The organism is Paenibacillus antarcticus, assembly GCF_001637225.1.
Lineage (GTDB): Bacteria > Bacillota > Bacilli > Paenibacillales > Paenibacillaceae > Paenibacillus_AQ > Paenibacillus_AQ antarcticus.
This window is the reverse complement of sequence record NZ_LVJI01000015.1, coordinates 1-26,031: the sequence shown is the minus strand read 5'-3', so window position 1 is coordinate 26,031 and position 26,031 is coordinate 1. Positions and strand designations below refer to the sequence as shown.

Sequence of the window (26,031 nt, the reverse complement as noted above, 5' to 3'; positions counted from 1 at the left end):
ACAATTATGCATTTACAATTATCTAGAAGTGACAAAATCTTTAATTGGCTAAATATTGTATTAGTTGGGATCTTTACGCTGATTATTTTGTATCCATTATTATTTGTTGTATTTGCATCACTCAGTGACCCCCGGCAAATCTTCGATAATATATTATTGCTTTGGCCTAGAGGTTTTACGTTAGAAGGTTATAAGCGGGTGTTCGATAACCAAGATATATGGATGGGCTTCAAGAATGCCATTATCTACACTGTGCTGGGGACAGCTGTCAACGTGATTATGACTACGCTGGCAGCGTATCCGTTATCCCGTAGAGATTTTAGAGGGCGTAACGTCATTACGATGTTGTTTACCTTCACGATGTTTTTCTCCGGTGGCCTGATCCCGTCGTATCTGGTTAACCAGCAACTCGGGATTGTTAATACGATGTGGGTTATGATACTTCCGGGTGCGGTCAGTGTATACAACATGATTATTATGCGTACTTATTTCCAACAGAACATTCCACTGGAGCTTGAGGAAAGTGCATTCATTGACGGAGCGACCGACATGCAATTGCTGATCAAAGTTGTTCTCCCGCTCTCCACGCCGATTATCGCTGTAATGATGATGTTCTACGGTGTTGGTAGATGGAACGGTTATTTTGATGCGATGATTTACCTATCTGAGCGCGAATTATTCCCGCTTCAACTGATTTTGAGAGAAATCCTCGTTCAGAACCAAATGGGGGATGCGGCGAACCAAGCGATCATGAACAGCAATCAAGGTGAAGTCAACGCACTTAAGCAATCGATCAAATATGCGGTCGTTGTCGTATCGAGTGTTCCTGTACTAATCTTTTATCCAATTGTTTCCAAGTATTTTGAAAAAGGCATTATGGTTGGGGCTATAAAAGGTTAGTCTTAAATAGCTTTGTTATGTCACGTAAAGAATAAAAGCCTGGGAGAAACGGTTGAATAGTTTCTCCCAGGCTTATGTGTTTGTAAAATTAATATTGGAGCTGTGTGGGCTTACCCAATTCAACAATGACGTGAATTTCTATTGTGAGTTGTTAATCTAAGGAGATGTATCAGCGTACAATAGGTAAAAGGATACAAAAGGCTGTACCTTCTTCCTTTTCACTTGTTACTTTTATTTGACCTTTGAAAGATCTAATAATTTGATAACTTACCATCATACCTAAACCGGTTCCATTTTCTTTTAGAGAATAGAACGGTGTTCCTAATCGGTCAACTTGCTCTTTCGACATGCCTATTCCTTCATCTTGAATTATAATCTCTATATTTCCATCGCCAGTTCGGATACAAGTCACCCAAACATATCCGCCATTTGGCATGGACTCGATAGCATTTTTCAAAATATTTATTAGACATTGTCGTAATTTTTGAGGGTTAGCATAAGCCCAACAGTCATTAGAAATATGATATTTCATCTCAACATTAAGGGAAATGGAATAAGCTTTTGTAATGTTTAAAACACGGTTTAATTCAGCACCAATATCTATTCTGTTCATTCTGTTATTAGATGGTTTGGCGAATATTAACAAATCACTTATTATCTCGTCTGCACGATCTAACTCTTCGATGGATAATTCAATATATCTTTTCTTTTTATCAGATAAATCAGGATCATTTAGAAGTTGAAGGAAACCCCGAGACACTTGCATAGGATTCCTAATTTCATGTGCAAATACGCTTGTGATATCCCTCATTACCTGTAACTTGCCCAATTCCTGAATCTCTAATCGCATTTGGCTAATGGTTCTTATGTACTCATTTAGAATGGTGAAAAACCAAATGAACACTACAATAAACGAGGTATGGATAATTAGTATTCTTAAATATACTAGTGAAAATCCTAATAATAAACAAAACATGGAAAAGCCAGCAATGGAGAAGTAAAGAGAAAGTAAAACGGCAATTTTAAGTTTTTTTTCTCTTGGTGCTTGATTAAACGGTTTTCGGCAATATAAGAATAGTGGTACAGTACATAGCATCGTGAGAATCGTTACATACAATCCTATGTCAACCCCGAAATAAAGTAGTCGATATACGATGGCAACTGCCGCTAGGAATATACCATTTCTAATTCCACTGTATAATGTCCCTAATAACAGAGGGATAATTTCTAAATCCAATTGGTAACCTGGACCATAAGTTGCAGGAAAGGACATACAAAAGATGACAGACAATCCCCATAATGCTGTCATAACTAACTTCTCTATCTTCTCCTTTGATAATTTCTCTGCAAAGAAGGTATGGTATGTAAACATGGGAAGAACGATAAGTGTAAGTTGAAGCAGTAAATCTTTTATGAGATTCATCGATGGTTCCCTTTCATATTAATGATGTGATGTGCTATTAGAAATATATTGTCATTATAACTGTTAATCAAGTAATTAATAAAGATGACTTCTGACAAATTTCAGAAGCCATCAGTATCTTGCTACTATATCAATGCAATTGCTAATAAAGTAAATAAACTCAAGGTTAAAATTTGATTAGCTGGGTAAAAGGCAGATGTGTGTACCTGGTTTCTAGGTGAGTCTGTTCTTAAATAAACATATTGGTTATCTACACCAGTTATAACACCTTCATGTCTGTTCCCGTCTACGGTAAGGATACGAACTCTTCGATTCATACAACACACGCAGTTATAATATGCCTCCATTTGTTAGTCAGCCTCCTTTCAACTCTTAAAGCATTTTATGAGTTATTTGACTAGCTGGTGTCGGCTAAGTTACCTATTCATCAGTGAAGTACAAGTATGGAATGTGACGTCATCATTTGAAATAGGGTCATGTTTAAGGAATTTAGTAGTAACGTGAGCATTATTGTTGAATATATTATTAAACAAAGATCATATCGTAGATTGGATTCAAGTGCATCTCTAGTCCTCGCCTCACACCAAGCATGCTGAGCAAGGACAAAATATGGTGGGAGGAAGAATAAATGACTTCCATTGGGAAAAAAAGTAAGACCAATAAATCGTCGAAAAATAGTAAAAAAAGCGAACCGTCTATTATGGATTCTCTGCAGGGAAATAATCTAGAAATCATTGTGGCTGCGCTACTTGTAACAGGTAAATTACGCGTTGATGCTGTGCAGTTATTTAGACAAGCAACAATGATTGTTAGTTTAGTGGGTCAATATAACACGCTGAAAAAAATGGATAATTCCAATGTGAATAATTTGATTGATTTCATTAACAATAATGGGAATTTGACATTAGATGAGCTTATCCAAGGGATTAGGGGAAATACAGAAGGGTGATGAATTCATACAAGGGAAGAGGTTGAATCCATGAGTGATCTTAAATTTGATGGTGCTTTTTTCGCGGAGAGTTTAGTAATCGTTATACTAGTTGCGTTATTTATATTTGGAAGTTCTGAGATTGAAACTTTAAGTGCTACACCCACAAGAGATTAGATTCTCTATATAATGAACATGAATAAGCACCTTATAAAGGGTGTTTATTCGTTAAATTGCTCATAATGAAATAGTTACAATCTTTTTTCTGGAAATTTTGCTAAAATGAGCATACGATAAAGACATAAGTATTTAGTACAGCATGAAAGGTGGGTTATCATTGAAATCTAGGAAGTGGGTTGTTATATCCACTGCTGTCTGTGTATTACTTGGAACTTCTGTTATAGCTTTCGCTTCTAACCCAATCAAATTAATTATAAATGGTAATGAACGTTATACTGAGACACCTCCACAAATTATAAATGGACGAGTTATGGTACCTTTAACGACCATTACAGAAGCGTTCAATAAAATAGTATCTTATAATGCGAATACAAAAGAAGTTGAAATACATGAGCCGAAAGAAAAAGTGATCTCACAACTGGATAATATAGAAATCACAGGCAAGGAAAGTGAAGATGGGATCTATGAAAATTTGCAACTGATCACAGATCAATTCAGTCGAAAGTTAGATGGTTATAATGTAACAAACCCGACGTATGCTCCTGAAATTATATCGGTAGATCTAAATGGGGACGGAAAGAATGAGATTGCTGTTATTCTTACTACGGGTTATGGTACGGGTGTATATATCAGTGAACTGCGCTTAAGAGAAGGCGATTCAGGAAATGAAATTAAGGTGGAAGATGCTTTGATTGCTATGAAGAAACAATTTACGGGTGCTGTTACAAGTAAAGGAATTGATATGTATATCAACGGTCATCAGACGCTACTTACAAATGACAAGTTAAATACGGAGAGAGAACACTGGTTCGATGAGCCTTTCATTGGTAATATTATTCATTATCATATCGAGAACAATATACTAAAGGCATCGGCTGCGGTACAGATATCGCCAGGCGAATTTATCGGAGAGCTTGAGATTGAATATAGCTATAAGAATGGCATCTTTCAGGTGGGAGAGGCTACCTTTTCTCAAGACGAAGAATAGCCTCTGTTCATTCAGGGTTTAACTAAACATGTAACTGATGTATACCATCGCAAGTAGGCCAATGATAAAAGAGTATGTGGAAGGTCTTTCATATCCATGTCCATGACTTTCAGGAATAAGTTCTTTATACACGATAAACATCATGGCTCCGGCGGCGAAAGCTAGACCGTAACCGATTAAAGATTCTATGTAACTTGCGGCAAAGTAACCTACAATAGCAGCAATAACTTCTATAAAGCCTGTGACTGCAACGAGTAGAAATGCATTGAGTTTCGTTACGTTAGAATTCATTAAGAATATGGCTAGGATTAACCCTTCTGGCATATTCTGTGCACCAATAGAGATGGCTACCATGGGTCCTAAGATGTCGTTATCACTGGCAAAGCTAAAGCCTGTACTAAGGCCTTCAGGGATGTTATGGATGAAGAGTGCAATAATGACAAGCAGAGATTTAGAATCGAACGTACTAATACCAGAATCATTCTCAACATCGATATGTGGAATGCTCTTCTCAATGAGGTCAAGAACAATAATACCTAGTAACAACCCAATAGTTAGTGCTATGATTCCTGATTCATTAACTGCTTGAGGCATCAATCCAAACGTACAGGCGGATACCATGATTCCTGCTGTAAAGGCGATTAGGATATCCTTCCACTTCTCAGAAAGACTTTTTACGAAGAATAAAGGAACAGCTCCGAGTACAGTAGCCATAGCTGATATAAAGCTTCCAATGATAGCTGCTTCCATAGATAAACTCCTCTCTAAGAATGAATCGTCAAGCCTTGTCTCACCTGGATTTACAATCCGTCATTTTAGAAAATGGGGTGTGGAAGAGCTTTTTTTGTGTTGTATTGTTATAGTGATGGGTTGGCATGGCATTTACGACATACTGGATAATACGTCTCATTTCCACCGATCTGGATTTGTTGTCCTGTATAGATAGGTTTCCCATTCTCTACTCTTAAGGTCATGGTTGCCTTCCGTTCACAGAACCAGCAGATTGTTTTTAATTCTTCAATTTTGTCAGCATAAATCAGCATGAATTTACTGCCTTCAAAGAGGTTGTTTTGAAAATCATTTTTCAGTCCAAATGCCATGACGGGAACCTGAAGTTCGTCGACGATTCGGACAAGCTGAAGAATACCATTCTCAGCCATGAACTGGCATTCATCGATTAGAATACATGAAGGTTTAGGATGATGCTCTTGTACGATTCGAAAAATATCAGTATCCTCATAAATGGGGATTGCTTCTTTACGTAAGCCAATTCTTGAAGATACGTAACCAACTTCATCTCGATCATCGATCGCTGATGTGAAGATCAAAACATGTTTATTCTGTTCCTCATAATTATGAGCAACTTTAAGAATTTCAATGGATTTACCGCTATTCATAGCGCCATATTTAAAAAATAATTGTGCCAACCGTACATCTTCCTTTCATTATGCCTCAAAGTATTATGTGGGGATTATCAATTTCCCAGTCATTTATCCATATTAACAAAACTTCAAACACATAAATAGTACCCAAATAGGAGGAAATAAAATGAACAACACGGTAGAACAATATAAAGAACGAATTGCAGCTTTGGAAACGGAAGGGGCGCTTGATTTGAACACGCAAATGCTCCTGAATCAACTTGTGGAGGATTTAGAGAAATGCGTTCAGTTGAACTTATCCTTAAGAAAATCAGTGCTGAAATCTAGTTCTAAGGAGTCAAGAATGTCAAGTAAGCTTCGGGATGCCTTATACGAATAAAAGAATATACACTTTATATATGCAAAAATGTGCTTATCCATATCACCAATTCTAGATTCTTGCTATATGTTATAGGAAGGAGAATTTGTGGTGAAGGGTGGGGTGATTGTGAGTGTTCCCTCTAAGAAAAAAAAGATGAAAAAAAAAGTTCTAATTTCCAACAAGGGGCAAGGCACGAACTTATCTACCCCGAATTTAACTCCACAACAGATATCTTTAATTGGTGCACTATTGGCCGGGTTCTTTAATATAGATTCTGTGATATATACTCGTGATAATGTATTACAGGTTTTACTGACCACGGATAAGTTAACGGAACTTCCCATACTGGGTCCCCCATCAAATCAACAGCAATCAGATATTTTAAATGCAATTGATGTCATTTCAAGTAATCAAAATAATCCCAGATAATACAAAAAGACTCCGTTTGCTATATGCCAACAGAGTCTTTATTTGTTCAAATAAGATTGATGAAGTTTCTAGTTATTCCGATAGTCCTCACGTTAAACTTATGGTTGAGTAGGGGTTTGAGTTGCTTTAGGCTTACGTTTCTCTTTGAATCGTGGACCAACGTAATTTTTTTTGCGATCTCTGGTTAGAATCCAGCCACCTAGGAAAGCCATGCCTGCAACAAAGAGAATTAGGCCTCCTCCAAAGTGAAGCCATTGGAAGGATGGATCTGTAACGGTATCGTCACCATGTAATGAGATGAAATCAAATATGGAATCTTTCATCATCAGAAATCCAGTCATAGCCATTAAGCCTGGAATAACTAAAATTAGAATGGCAATAAAACGGGTGATCAGTAATTTCATGGCTAAATCCTTCCTATTTCTTGGAATGTTTACCTCCATGTATAATACCGTGTTCGTGCAGGGTTGTCTATTTGTGTTGAACCTTTAAACTTTGTAATACGAGTGAAAAGGAGTAAGATATAAGAGAGTATTCGAATGTTAATATCGTAACTAGAGGTGTGACGTTCCATTAGGTAAAAACGAAATAGATGGAGGATGTATATGACTATTACATGTGATATTGCAATATTAGGAGGCGGAACTGGTGGGTATGTGGCCGCAATCCGTGCTGCTCAATTAGGCAAAGATGTCGTTATTATTGAAGAAGACAAGCTTGGCGGAACCTGTCTCCATCGAGGTTGTATACCAAGTAAGTCTTTATTACGAAGTGCTGAAGTTTATGCAGATATTAAAGAAAGCGAAAGCTACGGTATTGAGACGAGTGGAGTGAAGGTCGTATTCCCTAATGTGCAGCAGCGTAAGACTGATATTGTTGAACAATTGCATCAAGGGGTTCAATATTTAATGCGTAAAAATAAAATAAAAGTGTTACACGGTAAAGGTCGGGTGACTGGACCTTCCATATTCTCACCTAAGAGTGGAGCTGTAGCTATAGAGCTTTCAGACGGAGAAATGGAAACCGTTGTTCCAGCACATTTAATCATAGCTACAGGTTCCCGTCCTCGGATATTGCCGGGTCTTGAACCAGATGGCATTCATATTCTTAGCAGTGATGAAGCACTCTTAATGGAACAATTACCACAATCTATAATCATTATCGGTGGTGGTGCTATTGGTGTGGAATGGGCTTCGATGCTGAATGATTTCGGCGTTCAGGTAACGATCGTAGAAGCGGCTAATCAACTGCTTCCACAAGAAGATGGCGATGTTTCGAAAGAGCTAACACGAATTTTTGTCCGTCGTGGTATTAAAGTACTAACAGGAAGCAAAGTGCTAGTGGATACATATCAAGCAAACGATGGTAACTTTACGTTGAATATCCAGCAAGGGGATCAAACAGTGAGTCTCATGGCTGAGAAGTTGCTGGTATCCATTGGACGTCAAGCCAATATTGAGAACATTGGTATTGAGAATACGGATGTTCGTACAGAAAAAGGATTTATTGCTGTTAATAAGTTCATGCAGACAGGTGAAGCTCACATCTATGCTATAGGAGATGTGATTGGAGGCGTGCAATTGGCGCATGCGGCTAGTCATGAAGGCATTGCGGCGGTAAACCATATTCATGGTGAGACAGTACATCCTTATGAATCACAACTCATTCCACGTTGTGTGTATACCCGTCCAGAAGTAGCAAGTGTCGGTTACACAGAGAAAGAGTCTAAGGAAAGAGGATTGGATGTAAAGGTTGGGAAGTTTCCTTTTCAGGCAATTGGGAAATCCTTAGTACATGGAAGCAAGGATGGATTCGTCAAAGTTGTTGCCGATGTTAAGACCAATGATATTCTAGGCGTACAAATGATTGGGGTACATGTGACTGATTTAATCAGTGAAGCCGCATTAGCACAGGTATTAAATGCAACACCTTGGGAAGTGAGTCAGACCATTCATCCACACCCGACTTTGTCTGAAGTACTAGGGGAAGCCATGCTTGCTGTTGATGGAAATGCGATCGGAATGTAAAGGTGTGATAAATCATCTTTTCTTTTTAAAGGAAAAAGGATTATAATAGGTTTAGCCTAGTCTTAGTACCTGGTTTTAAGATCAGATCAGATAGAGATCAGATAAAAGGATTTGGCTCTATGAACAAGGAGGACCTTCGATGAATGATAAAGATGTTATTAATGTGAAAAATCAGCATGAGCAACTTGGACTGAGTGATGGTCAAGTGATCGACATGTACAGATATATGCTGTTGGCACGTAAATTTGATGAACGTAATTTATTACTACAGCGGGCAGGTAAAATAAATTTCCACGTGTCTGGTGTGGGTCAAGAGACTGCACAAGTTGCAGCGGCGTTTGCCCTTGATCGTGAGAAGGACTACTTCCTTCCGTATTATCGGGACTATGGATTTGTCTTAGCCGTAGGAATGACGCCAAGAGAATTGATGCTCTCAGCTTTTGCTAAGGCAGAAGACCCGAATAGTGGTGGTCGCCAAATGCCAGGACACTTTGGTAGCAAGCGACTACGAATTGTTACTGGATCAAGTCCGGTTACAACGCAAGTTCCTCATGCGGTTGGATTTGCGTTAGCAGCCAAAATGAAGAAGCAGGATTTTGTTTCTTTTGTTACTTTTGGAGAAGGATCAAGTAATCAAGGTGACTTCCATGAGGGATGTAACTTTGCTGGTGTACACAAGTTGCCTGTCATCTTAATGTGTGAGAACAATCAATATGCGATTTCTGTTCCAATTCATAAACAAATTAGTGGAAATATTAGTGATCGTGCGCTTGGATACGGATTTCCAGGTATTCGAGTTGATGGAAACGATGCACTAGAAGTATATCGGGTTGTTAAGGAAGCAAGGGAACGTGCGATCCGAGGAGAAGGACCAACACTCATTGAAGCTATGATGTATCGACTTTCACCTCATTCTACTTCGGATAATGATTTAGCGTACCGTACGCAAGAAGAAGTGGATGAGAATTGGAAGAAAGATGGCGTAGCTCGCATGAAATCTTATCTCATTAGTCTAGGGATTTGGGATGAGGATAAGGATGCTGACTTGGTTGTACAGTTAAATATGGAGATTAAAGAAGCTACGGAATATGCTGATCGTGCACCGTTCCCGAAACCAGAAGATACGCTTCTGCATGTCTATGCTAGCGCTGAGGAGGAGAAGTCATGGCAGTAATGGAATATATCGACGCGATTCGTCTTGCGATGAAGGAAGAAATGGAACGCGATGAGAATGTATTTATTCTCGGTGAAGATGTTGGGGTTAAGGGCGGCGTATTTACGACGACCAAGGGATTAATGGATCAGTTCGGAGAAGAACGCGTGATGGATACCCCACTGGCTGAGTCAGCTATCGCCGGTGTGGCGATCGGAGCAGCTATGTATGGCATGAAGCCGATTGCTGAAATGCAATACTCGGACTTTATGTTACCTGCAACGAATCAGATTATAAGTGAAGCGGCCAAAATCCGCTATCGTTCAAATAATGATTGGAATTGTCCTATTGTCGTTCGGGCACCTATTGGAGGTGGGATATTTGGCGGGTTGTACCATTCTCAGTGTCCTGAATCGATATTCTTTGGTACACCAGGCCTGAAAATTGTCGCACCTTACTCGGCATATGATGCCAAAGGATTATTAAAAGCGGCTATTCGTGACCCGGATCCGGTGCTCTTTTTCGAAAACAAGAAATGTTATAAGCTCATTAAAGAAGATGTACCATTGGATGATTATATTGTACCGCTTGGCGTAGCTAATGTATTACGCGAGGGCGATGATATTACAGTCATTGGCTACAGTATGCCGCTTCATTTCTGTATGCAGGCTGCTGAAGAGTTGGAGAAGGAAATGGGAATTACAGCTCATGTATTGGATTTACGCACGTTACAACCGCTCGATCGGAATGCTATCCTTGAATCAGTTCGTAAGACGGGCAAAGTACTTATTGTTCATGAGGATAATAAAACAGGTGGTATTGGTGCAGAAGTATCTGCCATCATTTCGGAAGAATGTTTGTATGATTTAGATGCGCCTATCATGAGATTATGTAGTCCGGATGTTCCAGCTATGCCAATTAGCCCTCCGATGGAGAAATTCTACATGCTTACGAAGGATAAAGTGAAAGAAGCCATGATCCATTTGGCGAACTACTAGAAGTTTAGGAGTGAATGATATGTCTGATAATAAACAATTAATTGATGTGTTTATGCCCCAACTTGCCGAATCTCTCGTCTCAGCGACAGTTGGCAAATGGCTTAAGCAACCTGGAGATAGAATTGAACAATATGAACCGATCTGTGAAGTTATTACAGATAAGGTGAATGCTGAAATTCCATCTACGGTAGATGGAATTATGGGAGAACTTATCGCTGAAGAAGGTCAGACGATTGGTGTAGGTGAAGTTATCTGTCGAATTTCAGTGATTTCTACGAATGAATCCGTTGCTCTAAATACACAAGCGAACATAGCAACTCCTGAGGCTTCATCTACTATATCATCGGATCAGTCGATGCGTAGTCGTTATTCACCTGCTGTACAAAGTTTAGCAGCTGAACATGGATTGAATCTTGCAGACATTCCTGGAACAGGCATGGCGGGAAGGATCACTCGCAAAGACGTTCTGGCATACGTAGAACAGGGTCATTCACAACAAGCTAAGCCATCTTCTGCGGACATGGGAGGAGCAAATTCACCATTCCAAGGATTATCACATACGAATCCTGCGGTGACGCCTTCTCAATATGTGGAGAATAAATCACCTGCTACTCGGAACTCAGGTCTTCATTTAAATGAAAACCCACAAATTCCGAATAATGTTATAGAGGGACAACAAGGAAGAGCTGAGACGTTGATTGATATCACACCTGTCCGTAATACGATTGCAACACGTATGCGACAAAGTGTATCCGAAATCCCTCATGCTTGGACGATGATTGAAGTAGATGTAACGAATTTAGTATTGATACGCAACAAGCTCAAGGATGAGTTCAAACGCAATGAAGGAGTTAACTTAACTTATTTAGCGTTTCTTTTAAAAGCTGTTGTAAATGCAATTAAAGACTACCCTATTATGAATTCTGTGTGGGCTACAGATAAAATTATTGTCAAACGTGACATTAATATTTCTCTGGCCGTAGGAACAGACGATACTGTAATGGTTCCTGTTATTCAGAAAGCAGATCAGAAGAATATTGCAGGTCTCGCTAAGGAAGTTGAAGAACTTGCGACGAAAACACGCCAAGGGAAATTAAAGCTGGATGATATGCAGGGTGGTACGTTTACTGTGAATAATACGGGTTCCTTTGGCTCGGTACTATCATATCCAATTATTAATTATCCACAAGCTGCTATTCTGACGTTCGAATCCATTGTCAAAAGACCAGTTGTAATTAACGATATGATCGCTGTTCGTTCTATGGCTAATATATGTTTATCTTTAGATCATCGAATTCTGGATGGTGTTATCTGTGGACGATTCCTTCAGCGCGTGAAGGAAAACCTAGAGGGTTATACGTTAGATACGAAGCTGTACTAAGAAACGTTGGCTGTAGATAATTAGGTCTTTTTTGTCTTACAGAGAAGGGCGGGATATGACGTTTGCGCAAAACACTTGATATTTCTTATATACCTTTCATTGATTATGCTGAGGCTTGGGATATGCAAAAGGAACTCGTTCGTCGTATAGATCTTGGAGAGCAACAGGAAACCCTGTTGCTCTTGCAGCATCCACCCACGTATACCATGGGATCTCAGAAACATCCGGAACATCTTCTTCTTAGTAAAGAGCAGTTAAAGGAACGTGGCATTGCTTTGTTTGAAATTGACCGTGGTGGAGATATTACTTATCATGGGCCAGGACAACTGGTAGGATACCCCTTGCTATTATTAAGTGAAGAGGGTGGAATTGATTTACATGGCTATTTACGAAGTCTTGAACAGGTGATCATTGATTACTTGGCTCTTTATGGTGTTAAAGGGATTCGTAAGCCCAAGTATACGGGTGTATGGGTAGGTGAACATAAGATTTGTGCGATTGGTGTGAAGTTTAATAAATGTCGGCATCATCGAGGGTTTGTGACAAGTCATGGCTTCGCCTTTAATATTACAGCCGGAATTCAGAATGAGGGATTTCAAGGCATTGTACCGTGTGGAATCCAGGAATTTGGAGTTACAACGCTTGAGGATTGTACGGGAAAAGAATTTGATATCATGCAAGTTGCGAGTGAGATTGCACCCTTATTCAGCTCATTATTTGATTATGAAGGTTCGTTATCGGTTGAATTAAAAGAAGCCCGCTGAATTTAGCGGGCCACGAAAGGTTCAACGACCATTAGCAATGTAGAGCCAACCATCGCTATAAGCATGAGATAAATGAATACACGAAATACTTTTTTTCGTTGCATAAAGTAACTCCTTTGATTTTAAGTTTAGTTGGAATAATTAGATTAGGTATGTTGTTATTCACTTATTGTAACGTATCCAAGAGAGAGAGGGAAGTCCAATGACATCGCAAGAGCGTATTGTGCAGGAATTCATAGAATTGGTACAAGTAGATAGTGAGACTATGCATGAAGAGGAAATATCCATCGTACTCAAGAAAAAATTCAGTGATCTTGGATTAACCGTGTTTGAAGATAATAGTAAAGAAGTTACAGGTCATGGCGCGGGTAATTTGGTTATAACATGGGAAGCGGATCAACTCATCGACGCACCGCATATCTTCTTCACATGCCATATGGATACGGTAACTCCTGGTGTGGGTATTAAACCTTCACTTACTGAAGATGGCTGGATTACGAGTGATGGTACGACCATTCTAGGAGCGGATGATAAGGCGGGGATAGCTGCTATTCTCGAGGCTATTCGTGTCATTCAGGAGCAGAAGATTCCCCATGGACAAGTACAATTCATTATTACAGCTGGTGAGGAATCAGGACTGCGTGGAGCACGAGCATTTGATCCTGTCCATTTGGATGCTGAATTCGGGTACGCCATTGATTCCAACGGAGAAATTGGTGCTATTGCTGTTGCAGCGCCAACTCAGGCCAAAATTACAATGACGATTATCGGTAAATCAGCACATGCTGGTGTGAATCCGGAAGATGGAATTAGTGCTATTCAAGTTGCTTCCAAAGCGATTTCACGTATGAAGTTGGGCCGAATTGATCATGAGACGACAGCTAATATTGGTAAATTTTCAGGTGGTGGTCCAACCAATATCGTGTGCGATCGAGTTCAACTAGATGCTGAAGCTCGTAGTATTGTTCAAGATAAGGTAGATAAGCAGATTGCACAAATGAGAGAAGCGTTAGAGACAACAGCTAGAGAATATAACGCCGAATGTGAATTCTTTAGCGAAATTCTATATCCTGCTTTTAACTTCTCAGAGAATGATGCTGTCGTGAAGCTTGCTCAGCGTGCCATTTCGAACCTCGGATTAACGAGTCGTGTATTCCATTCTGGTGGAGGAAGCGATGCTAACATATTTAATGGATTCGGTATTCCAACCGTAAACCTTGCACTAGGATATGAGAACATTCATACGACCAAAGAGCGAATCAAAGCAGTCGATATGCTAAAAGCATCCGAAATGGTCGTTGCGATCATTCAGGAATCTGGTAAAGAGACAGCAAGCAAAGTTAAATAATATATTGTATAAAAAAATGGCTCTGCTATGAAAACAGCAGAGTCTTTTTTTTATACCTAGGCCAAGAATGTTTCTTATCTTAAGCTTTACTGAAAGGAAGAGGGAATTCAAGTGGTTTAGATGACATGCGTCGTCTCTGAGCGGTTCCCCAAACAGTATGCCAATTTGTATGATGTATGATGTGTAAAGACTGGGTAATATTATGTATATATTGTTCTGCTAGTTGCATGGAATCATCTTCTTGTGGGATAGGTTCATTCCTACTTAATAAGGATTCCAATGTTATTTGTAGAAAACATGCTGCTGTCGCAAACTGTGACTTTGTATGCGTAATGTCATTCATATAGATTTGTTCGAAATGCTCAGCTGCGGATTGTAATCGCCCTTCATCATACATCATTTCAGCTGCAATAAAACATAGATTCTGGCTATGTTGTTCTTTCATATGCAAAGGAAGAGGTAATAGAGTAGTGATGGAATCTATGGATTTATCAACATAACCTTCAATATATAGCAGGTATATTAACTGACTTAATTCAGTCTCATCTGGAACAGGTACAATTGACAACGATTCATCCGGTAGTCCGTGACAAATGGCAAGCTTAGCTAAATCTAATTGTTGACTACGTGTTAGACTCTTGGGAAAGCGACGATCACTCGTTAACCATAGACAGAGGTTCAGAAGGGTTTCTGAGGAGGTTGTGAATGATCCTATGCGTAGTTCTGAATCTATAAGTTCTTCTGATCTATTCTCCAGCAAACGAAGAGCTTGGGAGAATTCACCTGTATGAAGACAACACTGAATAAATAGGAGATAATCACACTTAGACAAATGGCTAATAGAAGAGTATAGGTTATAAGACTCTTTATAGCATCCTAGCATTAACAAAGCATGGGCTAATAGTGTAGAACTCAGCTTATTTTCAAGACATTTCTGGTACAATATATCCATGATTTCACTGTCTTTCTTACCCATCGAATGAAGAAGATCGCCCCATTCAATGAACCCATCCAACTTATATTTACCGTACTTAAGACACTGTTGGAATGCATAGATAGCTTCCGATTTATGGCCGTCCCATTTGTTGATTTTTCCGTATTCAAGCCATACTAATGATTTATCGAATCCTTCTTCAAATAGGTCATTTTTGAATTCTCGACTATTATTATGTAATGATTTCTGAAAGCTATCTATTGCCTCAGTATGTAAACCACGTGTTTTGTACCACATTCCCATGTTATATTGAAGCTTAGAGGGGAATGGCTCAATAAGTAGTTGTTCTTCTAGTTCTTTTCTATTCATAGAAACGCCTCCATCATATGTATAACGCAACAGGAAGTCATTAGTTTATAGGATGAATTAATTATTATTCATAATATGTCGAATCTTGAACAAAATATGTTAGAAAACATTTTTATTTCATTTTTTTGAGTAGTTCCTCTACGGTGATGTCAGGTCCCCATTGTTTTTGCCATTGTTGAAGCATGATTTTAATCTGCCAAGCTTGTCCTACCATATGGAATGAATCTGTTGATCGATAGCTCTTCATACGATTACCTTCTTTCAAATGAAGTTTGTTATAATAACACCATATGTAAGAGCATGTCCTTTCATGCATAAATTAGGGGGTATTATCTTGAAAGAAAATAAATCTAAACCATCATCTGCATTGGATGAGGTTACATTATCATCACAGCCTATATTCGAAGGAAGAATCATTTCTTTACAGGTTGATACCGTGCGTCTACCCGATGGGAAGACGGCAACACGTGAAGTGGTTAGACATCCTGGAGCTGTTGCAGTACTTGCTTTGCACGATGGCAAGATGTTAGTTGTGGATCAATTTAGGCAAGCTTTAGGTCGGTGTGAGATAGAGATACCAGCAGGTAAACTCGAGCCAGGCGAAGATCCAATGGAAGCAGCAATTCGCGAATTAGAAGAAGAAACCGGATATCGTTGTAGTGAGATCAATCGATTACAATCGTTCTATACATCACCTGGATTTGCTGATGAGATTATTCATTTGTATGTGACGGAGCAATTGGAAATCGGTGAAATGGCTCCAGATGAAGATGAATTTCTAGAAGTATCAGAAATTACGCTTGAAGAAGCGTATCGTTACATCCAAGAAGGACGGATCAGTGATGCGAAGACAATTATGGCTGTGTATGCTTGGCATCTATACACAATATCAGGGACGTTTGGAGGATGACCTTGAGCTCATTACAACATCAAGATAAGCTACAAGATTATTATGCGGATTTACATATTCATATAGGTAGAGCAACTAATGGACAAGCGGTAAAAATAACGGGAAGTCGAAATCTTACATTTGCCAATATCGCTAAGGAAGCGGCCGAACGTAAAGGGATAGACCTCATAGGAATTATTGATTGTCATTCCCCTTCAGTACAAAGTGATATCCTATCTTGTTTATATTCTGGGGAAATGAATGAAGTGATCGGTGGGGGGATTGAGTATCGGGGAACAACCATTCTCCTGGGATGTGAAATTGAATTTAATGAACCAGATAAAGGTGCTGCTCATCTATTAACTTACTTCCCCAACTTGGACGTTATGCAACAATTTAGCGCTTGGATGAGTCATCATATGACCAACATCAATTTAAGTACGCAACGGATATATGTGCCTGCACGGTTGTTGCAGGAAGAAGTGGTAAATCGAGGTGGAATTATGATTCCAGCGCATGTGTTCACACCTCATAAGGGTATGTATGGAAATGTAACAGACTCGATGGAAGATGTCCTAGATCTTAACCTGATCAGTGGCATTGAGTTGGGTTTAAGTGCTGATTCTACTATGGCGGGTACCTTGAGCGAGTTAGATGATTTTACTTTCTTGAGTAATTCCGATGCGCATTCCCTTGGCAAAATAGGGCGTGAGTACAATAAGATTAGTTTAGCTACACCTTCTTTTGAAGAATTGCGTAAAGCTTTGGTAAGAGAAGATGGACGCCGTGTGAGTTCCAACTATGGATTGAATCCACGATTGGGTAAATATCATCGAACATACTGCAATAGCTGTCATGTCATCATCGATGAACATGGAGTAACAACGAATGGGCAGAATTGTATGAATTGTGGAAGTACAAAAGTAGTTCAAGGTGTGTTGGATCGGATACAAAGTATTTCAGATCGAAGTGATCCCTATATACCCGATCATCGTCCACCCTATTATTACCAGATTCCATTAGAGTTCATTCCAGGACTTGGTAAGGCCAAAATGGCAGCATTGCTAAATGTTTTCGGAACGGAAATGAACATTCTTCATCAGGCGAATGAACAAGCGATAGCTGAAGTGGTAGGTATAGAAATGGCACAACACATCATCATGGCGAGGAAGGGTGAACTTCACCTAGTGTCAGGTGGCGGGGGAACATACGGCAAAGTTAAACGGACCTAATTGGTAGACAAAGTCATAGTTTATAAGAGTCTCTCATAACCTATACATATGTGATAGGAAGGGAGACTTTTGTAAGATGCAATCCATACGCCATTCCTTTAAAGACCAGACGATGCTATTTATTTTTGTAGGTGTATTATTCCTCGTCGGGGTCATTTTTGGAGCCTTGATGGTTAATGCACTTTCGTTAGAACAGCAACAAGATCTGGCGAGATATTTAGGTAATTATTTTGTGATATTAGACCAAGGAAGTACTGGAACGGAACAAGTTACGTACTGGAACATTGCTTTATTGCATTTGAAGTGGGTAGGATTAATCTGGATTTGCGGGTTATCTGTCATTGGTCTGCCCGGTATATTAATTCTTGATTTTCTAAAAGGCGTACTGATCGGTTTTACAGTTGGTTATTTAGTGGGACAATTTTCTTGGAAAGGGCTTCTATTTGCTCTAGTATCTGTTGCTCCTCACAACCTATTTGTTATTCCGGTTTTAGTACTTTGTAGTGTGGCAGCAATTTCCTTTTCTCTACATATAATTAAGAATAGGGTATTGATGCATGGTCACGGTAGTCTTACACGTCCCTTTATTAATTATGTCGTGCTGAGCATGGTCATGGGGGCACTAATGCTAGGGATCGCGTCCTTTGAAACATGGGTCACTCCAGCGATGATGAGATGGGTAACGCCGATGCTAGTAAATCCAACAAAACTCTCATTTTTATATTAGAAATGAGTTTGACATTATTTATAGACTCATCCTATAATGAAAGAAGTGATTAATAAGGCAGTATTTCCTAGGGGGGAGAGTATGCAGGCTCGGATAGATAAAATCAAACAACAGCTACAATCCCAGGGCTATAAGCTGACACCCCAGCGGGAAGCTACAGTCAGAATTCTCTTAGAGAACGAAGAAGACCACCTTAGTGCGGAAGATGTGTTTATGTTAGTAAAGGGAATTGCCCCTGAGATTGGTTTAGCTACAGTGTATCGTACGCTTGAACTGTTGAGTGAACTTCATGTTGTGGAGAAAATCAACTTTGGTGACGGTGTTGCTCGATATGACTTGCGCACTGATACTGCTAAGCATCATCATCATCATCTGATTTGTGTCCAATGTGGACGTATGGATGAGATTCGTGAAGATTGGCTTGGTCCTTTGGAGGAGCGTCTGGACAGGGAGTATAATTTCACTGTATCAGATCATAGACTTGACTTCCATGGCATTTGTAGTCGTTGTAACGATAAAAACTTGGGTAATAAAGACTCTTAATGTATGTATTCCTAAATATATGAATAGCTAGACCAAGCTCTCACCAGCACAAGATTTGTTTGGGGGGAGCTTTTTGCTGTATACTTATACTTCATGTTAATTCCAATCCGTACCTAATACCTGTCATAATGATAGATCTTTTTTCATATGTTCTAGGTAAAGAGGAGGGGTTCGATGGTTATTTCTTTACGTAGATGCCTTGCTTTTATTCGATCTGTTATTGTATTTATAGCATTGACGTACTTGGTCTATCATTTTTTAGGTATCTTTGGTGAGTGGATTACACCTGTAGACCAATATAGAATCCCCAAAGGGTATGCTGTCAAAGCATTTCAGGCTGTAGATGGGCAAGGAAACATGGATACGAGTATGGGAGAGCGGCTTCGCTTCTATTACTGGTATGGTGAATAAAGGTGGTAAGGGATAGCACGAAGCAGGAGTTTGAGGAATTTTGTCGAATACAAAGTAATCATTTATGAAGGCAAAGACAGTTGTCAGCTTCATGTACCTAAAAAAGGAGTGCAATGACCCATGAAGCACCATTTAGCACCCTATATTCGCTATATGGATGAAGAAAAAGGATTATCAAAGAATACGTTGGAAAGTTATGAAAGTGATTTGGCTCAATTTCTGGTCTTTATTGAGGAACGAGGCATCACCTCTCTCGAACAGATTAATAGAAGTCACATCATTCTTTTCTTAGGAATTGTCAAACAAGAAGGCCGTACAGCGGCAACCGTCACACGAAAGACGGTGTCCATTCGTTCTTTTTTTCAATACTTGCAAAGAGAATCTTTGGTGGGACAAGATCCCTCTCTTCAAATGGAAACACCTAAGATTGTTAAGACAGTACCTCAAGTGCTTAGCGTTGAAGAAGTTGAGCTTTTGTTATCAGCTCCAGATTCCTCAGGGACGCAAGGGATGAGAGATAAGGCGATGTTAGAGCTTTTGTATGCGACAGGAATGAAGGTCTCTGAAATCGTATCGCTAGATACTCAACATATTCATACAGAGTTAAGGTACCTACATTGCATGGGGACTTCTGGAAAAGAAAGAATTCTTCCGATGAACAAGGTATCTGCAAATTATTTAAATATATATATGAAAGAAAGCCGCGAGAAGCTTCTGAAGAAGAATATGGGAGAAACCGCGCTTTTCCTAAATACGCTAGGCAGTCGATTGACACGCCAAGGATTCTGGAAAATCCTTAAGAAATATGCTAAGGAAACAGGTATACAGAAGGATATTACCCCGTATACGTTACGCCATTCTTTTGCAACACACTTATTGGATAATGGTGCTGATCTAAGATCTGTTCAGGAGATGTTGGGGCATTCAGATATCTCAACCACACAAGTGTACAGCTCTCTTACGAAAAAGAATCTGAAGGAACAATATGATGATCACCATCCTCGGTCTTCGCTGATAGTACCGTTGTAAAGTGATTGAATCTGTAGCGTTCTCTACGATCCATCCTATTTGTGATTTGTGTTAAAAATAAGGACTGACATCAATGGGTAATCCTAAGAATGACGCTTTTGAAAGAGTGTGTTTCATCGTATTTGATAGTGTGGGTATTGGATGATCTATTAATAATATCTGCAGATCATGGGAATGATCCCATTCATAGTGGAACGGATCACACACGTGAATACGTACCTTTGCTTGTGTATAAGTCCGTGTCTGAGTGCAACATCAAGCCTAGGAGTTCGTGCTACATTCTCCGAATGTAGGAGCAACGATTACTGATAATTTCGGGGCACAGTTACCTAAGTATGGGACATGCTTCTTACACGAATTAATATAAGTAGAGGAGTGTTGATTTATGAGCCATTTAAATCAAGAAAGCATTCAAGAGGCTGCACGATATATTGCGAGTAAAAGTAGTGTTCAACCAGAGATAGGACTTATTCTAGGGTCTGGGCTTGGTGTGTTGGCAGACCTAATTGAAGACGGCGTAGCAATACCTTATCAAGAGATTCCATACTTTCCTGTATCCACTGTAGATGGACATGAAGGAGAACTGTTGTTGGGGACCATTCAGGGACGCCCTGTTGTCATGATGAAGGGGCGATTCCATATGTATGAAGGGTATGGACCTGAGGTAACCGCTTTTCCTGTAAGGGTAATGAAAGAGTTAGGTGCAAAGAGTCTGCTTGTGACGAATGCAGCTGGTGGCGTGAATACAGATTTCGAGCCAGGAGATTTAATGATCATCTCTGATCATTTGAATATGACGGGTAGTAATCCCTTAATAGGTCCAAATGATGCGGCGTTGGGCGTACGTTTCCCAGATATGTCGGAAGCGTATAGTCATCGGCTTCGTACAATAGCTAAGAAGACAGCAAAGGCAAGAGGTTTCAAAGTGAAGAAAGGTGTATATGCTGGTCTACTAGGTCCAACTTATGAGACGCCTGCTGAAATTATCATGTTACGTACATTGGGTGCTGATGCCGTAGGGATGTCTACTGTATCTGAGGTTATTGTTGCACGCCATTGCGGAATGGAAGTACTCGGTATTTCTTGTATTAGTAATATGGCAGCGGGCATTCTGAATCAACCGTTATCTCATGATGAGGTCATGGAGACTACGGAACGAGTTCGAGAGAAGTTCCTAGGATTAGTGTTGGATATTATTCCACAAATATAATTCATAGGGGGATATGAAAATGAGAGCTGTAGATATTATCCAGAAGAAAAGAGACGGGCATGAATTAAGCAGTGAAGAGATAGCCTATCTAGTGAAAGGTTACGTGAATGGTGATATTCCTGACTATCAGATGTCAGCATGGGCTATGGCTGTTTATTATAAAGGTATGACACCTCGTGAGACAGGCGATTTAACGCTAGAAATGGCCCAATCTGGTGATCAGATAGATTTGAGCCCTATTAAGGGAATTAAGGTTGATAAACACTCTACTGGGGGCGTAGGTGACAAGACAACGATCGTATTAGCTCCTTTGGTAGCGGCTGCGGGAGTACCTGTAGCCAAAATGTCAGGGCGTGGTCTTGGCCATACGGGTGGAACCATCGATAAGCTTGAATCAATTACAGGATTTTCAGTTGAATTGGAGCGTGATCAATTCTTCAGTCAAGTAAATGAAGTCGGAGTTGCTGTTATTGGTCAAAGTGGAAATATTACCCCAGCGGATAAGAAGTTATATGGATTACGTGACGTGACAGCTACGGTTGATTCCATTCCTCTCATCGCAAGTTCTATCATGAGTAAGAAAATTGCCGCAGGTGCTGATGCGATTGTGCTTGATGTAAAAACGGGTAGTGGGGCTTTTATGAAGACGTTGGATGATTCTATTGCGCTCGCTCAGGCAATGGTTGATATCGGAAGTCATTTGGGGCGGCATACAGTTGCTGTCATCAGTGATATGGATCAACCGCTTGGATTTGGAATAGGTAACGCACTCGAAGTTAAAGAAGCTATTGAAATACTGAATGGAGAAGGCCCAAAGGATCTCCACGAAGTATGTCTAATTCTAGGATCTCATATGTTAGTACTTGGTGGTAAAGCAAAGAATGAAGAGGAAGCTCGTGTTATTCTAAAGGGACATTTAGAAGATGGTTCAGCCTTAGCGAAGCTGAGAGAACTTGTACAAGCTCAGCATGGGGATATCGGTCAGATTGACCATCCAGAAACACTACCAACAGCCAAACGTGTGATTGAAGTGAAATCTGTGCAAGCGGGTTATATCTCCAAGATTCAAGCGGAATCCATAGGTATTGCTGCTATGCTACTCGGAGCGGGTCGTGAGACGAAAGATTCCGTTATTGATCTTGCCGTAGGCATCAAGTTACTTAAGAAAATTGGTGATGTTATAGAAGTAGGTGAAACATTAGCTGTTCTTCATGCGAATATGGATAATGATGCTAAGATCCAAGAAATAGAGAATAACGTATTGCAGGCTTATCAGATTTCAGAAGAGGTTGTTCCAGTACCGCCACTTATTTATGCCATTGTTACGCGAGATGGTGTGCAACGATTCTAATAAATATTATTGAAGATCTAGATCCACAGGGAATGTTTCCTGTGGATTTTTTGTTATCGTTAAAAATATTCATGTCCAAATAGGATGTTAATGGAATATTTTATACCTAATCTGACGACACTGAAGGGAAGGTACGTTATTACAACGATAGATTTGTTTGTAATAACCAATCTCACGTCAGGAGGGGACTTATTTTGAAAAAAATGTTACTGATCTTTGTAACGGTGTTATGTCTTGTTTCTCTTAGTTTTCCAGGGAATGGGTACGCCGCTGAGGAAAAGAAGAAGGATGCTAGTCATACCCAAACCGAGCTTGCTCCAAGCGCTTTGTCTGCGGTGCTGATGGATGCGGAAACGGGTACGATTATTTATGAAAAGAATAGTCATGATAAGCTTCCACCTGCTAGTATCACTAAAATTATGACGATGTTATTGACTATGGAGGCACTTGATTCAGGCAAACTTAAACTTAATGACAAAGTAAGAACAAGTGAGTATGCAGCTTCTATGGGAGGATCACAGATATTCCTTGAGCCTGGTGAGGAGATGTCTGTAGATGAAATGCTGAAGGGCATAGCTATGGCATCTGGTAACGACGCTTCTGTAGCAATGGCAGAGCACATTGCAGGATCAGAAGAAGCCTTTGTAGAAATGATGAATAATCGTGTGGCTGAGTTAGGTCTTAAAGATACGCATTTCAGCAATTGTAATGGACTTCCTGCGGAGAATCATTATTCTTCAGCCCATGACATTGCAGTCATTAGTCGTGAATTACTGAAGCATAAAGAAGTTACTAAATATACGGGTGCGTATCAGGACTATTTACGAAAAGATTCGAAGAGTCCTTTCTGGTTAGTGAATACGAATAAATTGGTAAGATTCTATACAGGTGCAGATGGTTTGAAGACTGGGTATACTTCAGAGGCTAAGTTTTGTTTATCTGCTACAGCAGTGCGTGGTGACTTAAGAGCAATATCTGTCGTTTTGGGAGAACCCAATACGAAGACTCGTAATAATGAAGTATCTAAGATGTTTGATTTCATGTTCTCCCAATATACGAAACAAACCATCTTTAAAGAAGGTGACGTAATGGGGAAAGTTGAGATTAATAAGGGGAAGAGCAAAGAGATTGAACTTGTCGCTGGACAACAATATAGTGTTTTGATGAAGAAAATCGGTAATACTTCAAAGGTTAGGCACGAACTACAGTTAGAACCAGAACTAAAAGCTCCGATAGAGCAGGGGCAGGTTCTAGGAAATCTAGTCGTATATCAAGGAGATCAAGTCATTAAGAAGTTTGAATTGAAGTCCCCATCGAAAGTGGATAAGGCTGGTTGGTGGACGATGTTCAAACGTACGACAGCTAAATTATTTTTTGTTGATTGATAGCAGATTTCTTCTAGTTTTGTCGTGATGCAGGAATATGATTTTCATTTCTAGAACTCTTTGTGTATGACAAGGAGGAGAGTGAGCAAAATATGAATCTTCAAATGGAAATGGAGCATCACCGTCAAGTACTCATCGTCCGTTTTATTGGGGAGCTTGACCATCATACTGCAGATCATGTTCGTATGAAGCTAGATGATGCTATTCATAGTCGGCAGACCGATCATATTGTTCTAAGTCTGAAAGATCTGCAGTTCATGGATAGTTCAGGTATAGGCGTGATTCTTGGAAGGTATAAGCTTATTAAGAGTAAGGGCGGTAAAATGGCTGTATGCGATGCAACTAAACCAGTCTTCCGTCTACTGGAGATGTCGGGATTGTTCAAGATTATGCCTATTTATGAAAGTGAGAGCGATGCACTCTCAAGTCTGGAGGTTGTGTCATGAGTGAAGAACAGGCCTTAGCTCACAATTTCATGACGCTTACGTTTGCAGCTAAATCGGAGAATGAATCTTTTGCTCGAGTCGCCGTGGCTGCTTTTATCTCGCAGTTGGATCCAACAATGGATGAGCTTAGTGATCTGAAGACGGTCGTATCGGAGGCGGTTACCAATTGCATTATTCATGGATATGATTCTGATTCCACAGGAACGGTCACCATTACAGCAGAGATCGAAGGAGACACGGTCACCATGACCGTGGAAGATCGTGGACATGGGATAGAAGACTTGGATCTTGCCAAACAACCGTTATATACATCTAAACCTGAGTTGGAAAGATCAGGAATGGGATTCACGATTATGGAGAACTTCATGGACGAATGTGAAGTCGTAAGCGAACCCGGAGTTGGCACGTCGATTAGGATGAAGAAGAGGATTGAATCCAAGAAAGCTTTATATAATTAGGGGTTGGACGTATGGATGCTGATGTGAAGAAAGCTTCGCAAACCTACTTGGAAGATTCAGAAGTCAAACGCCTTATTGCACTTAGTCAATCGGGTGATTACGGAGCCCGGGATACACTAGTACACTGTAATATTCGTCTCGTCTGGTCGGTTGTACAGCGGTTCATGAACCGAGGATATGAGCCAGAGGACTTGTTTCAAATCGGCTGTATCGGTCTCTTGAAATCCGTTGACAAATTTGATCTGAGTTATGATGTGAAATTCTCTACCTATGCCGTTCCTATGATCATTGGAGAAATCCAGCGTTTCTTACGCGATGATGGAACACTTAAAGTGAGCCGTTCATTGAAAGAAATGGCCAATAAAGTTCGTAAGAAAAAGGATGAGCTCTCGAAGGTGTTAAATCGACTGCCGACGATTAAAGAGGTAGCGGATGATTTGGGAGTCACGCCAGAAGAAGTTGTATTTGCACAGGAAGCAAACAAACCTCCAACTTCGATTCATGAGACCGTCTACGAGAATGATGGAGATCCCATTACATTGATGGATCAGATCGCGGATGAATCTCAGGATAAATGGTTCGATAAATTGGCACTAAATGAAGCGATAGAAGGATTGTCAGAACGTGAGAAACTCATTGTCTATCTACGATATTATCGCGATCAGACACAGTCTGAGGTAGCTAGTAGGCTTGGAATCTCTCAAGTACAAGTATCTCGATTGGAAAAGAAAATCCTTCAGCTTATACGTGAACAGATTGCTCAATAGCACATCAAAAAATCCTGA

General features: G+C 39.9%; 32 protein-coding genes and 1 pseudogene. 25 read left to right on the top strand and 8 right to left on the bottom strand.

Annotated elements, in window-relative coordinates; translation table 11 throughout:
- The first annotated feature begins 6 nt into the window (after positions 1-6).
- The gene (locus tag PBAT_RS10110) at positions 7-900 is read left to right on the top strand and encodes a carbohydrate ABC transporter permease (protein ID WP_068649149.1); all 894 of its coding nucleotides are present in this window, start codon (positions 7-9) and stop codon (positions 898-900) included.
- A gap of 169 nt (positions 901-1,069) precedes the next feature.
- Here the strand turns inward: PBAT_RS10110 and PBAT_RS10105 are convergent, their stop codons facing one another.
- Positions 1,070-2,272 (bottom strand): sensor histidine kinase, encoded by a 1,203-nt coding sequence (locus PBAT_RS10105; protein WP_276326555.1) that lies wholly within the window; start codon positions 2,270-2,272, stop codon positions 1,070-1,072.
- 176 nt (positions 2,273-2,448) lie between these two features.
- A complete protein-coding gene (locus PBAT_RS25945) occupies positions 2,449-2,670 on the bottom strand; it encodes a hypothetical protein (protein ID WP_068649144.1) in 222 nt (73 codons plus the stop codon).
- Positions 2,671-2,951: 281 nt separating this feature from the next.
- Between PBAT_RS25945 and PBAT_RS10095 the strand changes: the two genes are divergently transcribed.
- From PBAT_RS10095 to PBAT_RS10090, 3 genes are all read left to right on the top strand, one after another.
- The gene (locus tag PBAT_RS10095) at positions 2,952-3,272 is read left to right on the top strand and encodes a hypothetical protein (protein WP_068649142.1); all 321 of its coding nucleotides are present in this window, start codon (positions 2,952-2,954) and stop codon (positions 3,270-3,272) included.
- 30 nt (positions 3,273-3,302) lie between these two features.
- The gene (locus PBAT_RS26225) at positions 3,303-3,428 is read left to right on the top strand and encodes a hypothetical protein (RefSeq protein WP_276326548.1); all 126 of its coding nucleotides are present in this window, start codon (positions 3,303-3,305) and stop codon (positions 3,426-3,428) included.
- Positions 3,429-3,588: 160 nt separating this feature from the next.
- Complete coding sequence (locus PBAT_RS10090; RefSeq protein WP_068649140.1) at positions 3,589-4,419, top strand: copper amine oxidase N-terminal domain-containing protein; 831 nt, start codon at positions 3,589-3,591, stop codon at positions 4,417-4,419.
- An 18-nt stretch (positions 4,420-4,437) separates the two neighbouring features.
- On the opposite strand, the gene PBAT_RS10085 is transcribed toward PBAT_RS10090, so the two are convergent.
- Entirely contained in the window at positions 4,438-5,169 is a 732-nt protein-coding gene (locus PBAT_RS10085; RefSeq protein WP_068649138.1) for a ZIP family metal transporter, read from the bottom strand.
- A gap of 107 nt (positions 5,170-5,276) precedes the next feature.
- Positions 5,277-5,846 (bottom strand): thymidine kinase, encoded by a 570-nt coding sequence (locus PBAT_RS10080; protein WP_068649136.1) that lies wholly within the window; start codon positions 5,844-5,846, stop codon positions 5,277-5,279.
- A 121-nt stretch (positions 5,847-5,967) separates the two neighbouring features.
- On the opposite strand from PBAT_RS10080, the gene PBAT_RS10075 reads away from it, so the two are divergent.
- The gene (locus tag PBAT_RS10075; RefSeq protein WP_068649134.1) at positions 5,968-6,180 is read left to right on the top strand and encodes a hypothetical protein; all 213 of its coding nucleotides are present in this window, start codon (positions 5,968-5,970) and stop codon (positions 6,178-6,180) included.
- A gap of 90 nt (positions 6,181-6,270) precedes the next feature.
- Positions 6,271-6,591, top strand: coding sequence for a hypothetical protein (locus PBAT_RS10070; protein ID WP_068649132.1), 321 nt, complete (start codon positions 6,271-6,273; stop codon positions 6,589-6,591).
- 98 nt (positions 6,592-6,689) lie between these two features.
- Here the strand turns inward: PBAT_RS10070 and PBAT_RS10065 are convergent, their stop codons facing one another.
- Positions 6,690-6,995, bottom strand: a complete 306-nt coding sequence (locus tag PBAT_RS10065; RefSeq protein WP_068649130.1) for a DUF2627 domain-containing protein — start codon at positions 6,993-6,995, stop codon at positions 6,690-6,692.
- A gap of 201 nt (positions 6,996-7,196) precedes the next feature.
- Here PBAT_RS10065 and lpdA point away from each other — a divergent pair, with 201 nt between their 5' ends.
- The 5 genes from lpdA to lipB all read left to right on the top strand — a co-directional run bounded on the left by lpdA (position 7,197) and on the right by lipB (position 12,914).
- Positions 7,197-8,618: a dihydrolipoyl dehydrogenase gene (gene lpdA / locus PBAT_RS10060; protein WP_068649128.1), complete on the top strand. Its 1,422-nt coding sequence runs from the start codon at positions 7,197-7,199 to the stop codon at positions 8,616-8,618.
- A 139-nt stretch (positions 8,619-8,757) separates the two neighbouring features.
- Positions 8,758-9,792: a thiamine pyrophosphate-dependent dehydrogenase E1 component subunit alpha gene (locus tag PBAT_RS10055; RefSeq protein WP_068649125.1), complete on the top strand. Its 1,035-nt coding sequence runs from the start codon at positions 8,758-8,760 to the stop codon at positions 9,790-9,792.
- Entirely contained in the window at positions 9,783-10,769 is a 987-nt protein-coding gene (locus PBAT_RS10050; protein ID WP_068590052.1) for an alpha-ketoacid dehydrogenase subunit beta, read from the top strand. The genes PBAT_RS10055 and PBAT_RS10050 overlap by 10 nt, the downstream gene beginning before the upstream one ends.
- A 19-nt stretch (positions 10,770-10,788) precedes the next feature.
- A complete protein-coding gene (locus PBAT_RS10045; RefSeq protein WP_068649123.1) occupies positions 10,789-12,150 on the top strand; it encodes a dihydrolipoamide acetyltransferase family protein in 1,362 nt (453 codons plus the stop codon).
- Between the two features lie 62 nt (positions 12,151-12,212).
- Positions 12,213-12,914 (top strand): lipoyl(octanoyl) transferase LipB, encoded by a 702-nt coding sequence (gene lipB, locus PBAT_RS10040; RefSeq protein ID WP_068649121.1) that lies wholly within the window; start codon positions 12,213-12,215, stop codon positions 12,912-12,914.
- A gap of 2 nt (positions 12,915-12,916) precedes the next feature.
- Here lipB and prli42 read toward each other — a convergent pair whose 3' ends face one another.
- Positions 12,917-13,018, bottom strand: coding sequence for a stressosome-associated protein Prli42 (gene prli42 / locus PBAT_RS25250; protein WP_149466365.1), 102 nt, complete (start codon positions 13,016-13,018; stop codon positions 12,917-12,919).
- A 98-nt stretch (positions 13,019-13,116) separates the two neighbouring features.
- Here prli42 and PBAT_RS10035 point away from each other — a divergent pair, with 98 nt between their 5' ends.
- Positions 13,117-14,262: a tripeptidase T gene (locus PBAT_RS10035; protein WP_068649119.1), complete on the top strand. Its 1,146-nt coding sequence runs from the start codon at positions 13,117-13,119 to the stop codon at positions 14,260-14,262.
- Positions 14,263-14,341: 79 nt separating this feature from the next.
- Here PBAT_RS10035 and PBAT_RS10030 read toward each other — a convergent pair whose 3' ends face one another.
- Complete coding sequence (locus PBAT_RS10030; protein ID WP_068649118.1) at positions 14,342-15,565, bottom strand: hypothetical protein; 1,224 nt, start codon at positions 15,563-15,565, stop codon at positions 14,342-14,344.
- Positions 15,566-15,677: 112 nt separating this feature from the next.
- On the bottom strand, positions 15,678-15,812 hold the full coding sequence (gene mciZ / locus PBAT_RS24735; protein WP_084402949.1) for a Z-ring formation inhibitor MciZ: 135 nt from the start codon (positions 15,810-15,812) through the stop codon (positions 15,678-15,680).
- Between the two features lie 87 nt (positions 15,813-15,899).
- Here mciZ and PBAT_RS10025 point away from each other — a divergent pair, with 87 nt between their 5' ends.
- From PBAT_RS10025 to sigF, 13 genes and pseudogenes are all read left to right on the top strand, one after another.
- Positions 15,900-16,475 (top strand): NUDIX domain-containing protein, encoded by a 576-nt coding sequence (locus PBAT_RS10025; protein WP_420848751.1) that lies wholly within the window; start codon positions 15,900-15,902, stop codon positions 16,473-16,475.
- Positions 16,472-17,686, top strand: a complete 1,215-nt coding sequence (locus tag PBAT_RS10020; RefSeq protein WP_068649114.1) for an endonuclease Q family protein — start codon at positions 16,472-16,474, stop codon at positions 17,684-17,686. Before PBAT_RS10025 ends, PBAT_RS10020 begins: the two co-directional genes overlap by 4 nt.
- 76 nt (positions 17,687-17,762) lie before the next feature.
- Positions 17,763-18,413 carry a stage II sporulation protein M gene (gene spoIIM / locus PBAT_RS10015; RefSeq protein WP_068649112.1) on the top strand — a complete coding sequence of 217 codons (651 nt, stop codon included), beginning with the start codon at positions 17,763-17,765 and terminating at the stop codon, positions 18,411-18,413.
- Positions 18,414-18,494: 81 nt separating this feature from the next.
- Positions 18,495-18,956 (top strand): ferric iron uptake transcriptional regulator, encoded by a 462-nt coding sequence (fur, locus tag PBAT_RS10010; protein ID WP_068649111.1) that lies wholly within the window; start codon positions 18,495-18,497, stop codon positions 18,954-18,956.
- Between the two features lie 174 nt (positions 18,957-19,130).
- The gene (locus PBAT_RS10005) at positions 19,131-19,367 is read left to right on the top strand and encodes a DUF4227 family protein (RefSeq protein ID WP_068649108.1); all 237 of its coding nucleotides are present in this window, start codon (positions 19,131-19,133) and stop codon (positions 19,365-19,367) included.
- 120 nt (positions 19,368-19,487) lie between these two features.
- The gene (gene xerD, locus PBAT_RS10000; protein WP_068649107.1) at positions 19,488-20,396 is read left to right on the top strand and encodes a site-specific tyrosine recombinase XerD; all 909 of its coding nucleotides are present in this window, start codon (positions 19,488-19,490) and stop codon (positions 20,394-20,396) included.
- A 140-nt stretch (positions 20,397-20,536) separates the two neighbouring features.
- Positions 20,537-20,763, top strand: a pseudogene (locus PBAT_RS24730) (phosphopentomutase); the annotation flags it as partial.
- Between the two features lie 18 nt (positions 20,764-20,781).
- Positions 20,782-21,606, top strand: coding sequence for a purine-nucleoside phosphorylase (locus PBAT_RS09995; protein ID WP_068649105.1), 825 nt, complete (start codon positions 20,782-20,784; stop codon positions 21,604-21,606).
- 19 nt (positions 21,607-21,625) lie between these two features.
- Complete coding sequence (locus tag PBAT_RS09990; protein ID WP_068649103.1) at positions 21,626-22,957, top strand: pyrimidine-nucleoside phosphorylase; 1,332 nt, start codon at positions 21,626-21,628, stop codon at positions 22,955-22,957.
- A 194-nt stretch (positions 22,958-23,151) separates the two neighbouring features.
- The gene (locus PBAT_RS09985; RefSeq protein WP_068649101.1) at positions 23,152-24,342 is read left to right on the top strand and encodes a D-alanyl-D-alanine carboxypeptidase family protein; all 1,191 of its coding nucleotides are present in this window, start codon (positions 23,152-23,154) and stop codon (positions 24,340-24,342) included.
- A gap of 92 nt (positions 24,343-24,434) precedes the next feature.
- Positions 24,435-24,788 (top strand): anti-sigma F factor antagonist, encoded by a 354-nt coding sequence (gene spoIIAA / locus PBAT_RS09980; protein ID WP_068649099.1) that lies wholly within the window; start codon positions 24,435-24,437, stop codon positions 24,786-24,788.
- Positions 24,785-25,246 (top strand): anti-sigma F factor, encoded by a 462-nt coding sequence (spoIIAB, locus tag PBAT_RS09975; protein ID WP_068649097.1) that lies wholly within the window; start codon positions 24,785-24,787, stop codon positions 25,244-25,246. The genes spoIIAA and spoIIAB overlap by 4 nt, the downstream gene beginning before the upstream one ends.
- An 11-nt stretch (positions 25,247-25,257) precedes the next feature.
- The gene (sigF, locus tag PBAT_RS09970; protein WP_068649095.1) at positions 25,258-26,013 is read left to right on the top strand and encodes an RNA polymerase sporulation sigma factor SigF; all 756 of its coding nucleotides are present in this window, start codon (positions 25,258-25,260) and stop codon (positions 26,011-26,013) included.
- Positions 26,014-26,031 lie beyond the last annotated feature (18 nt).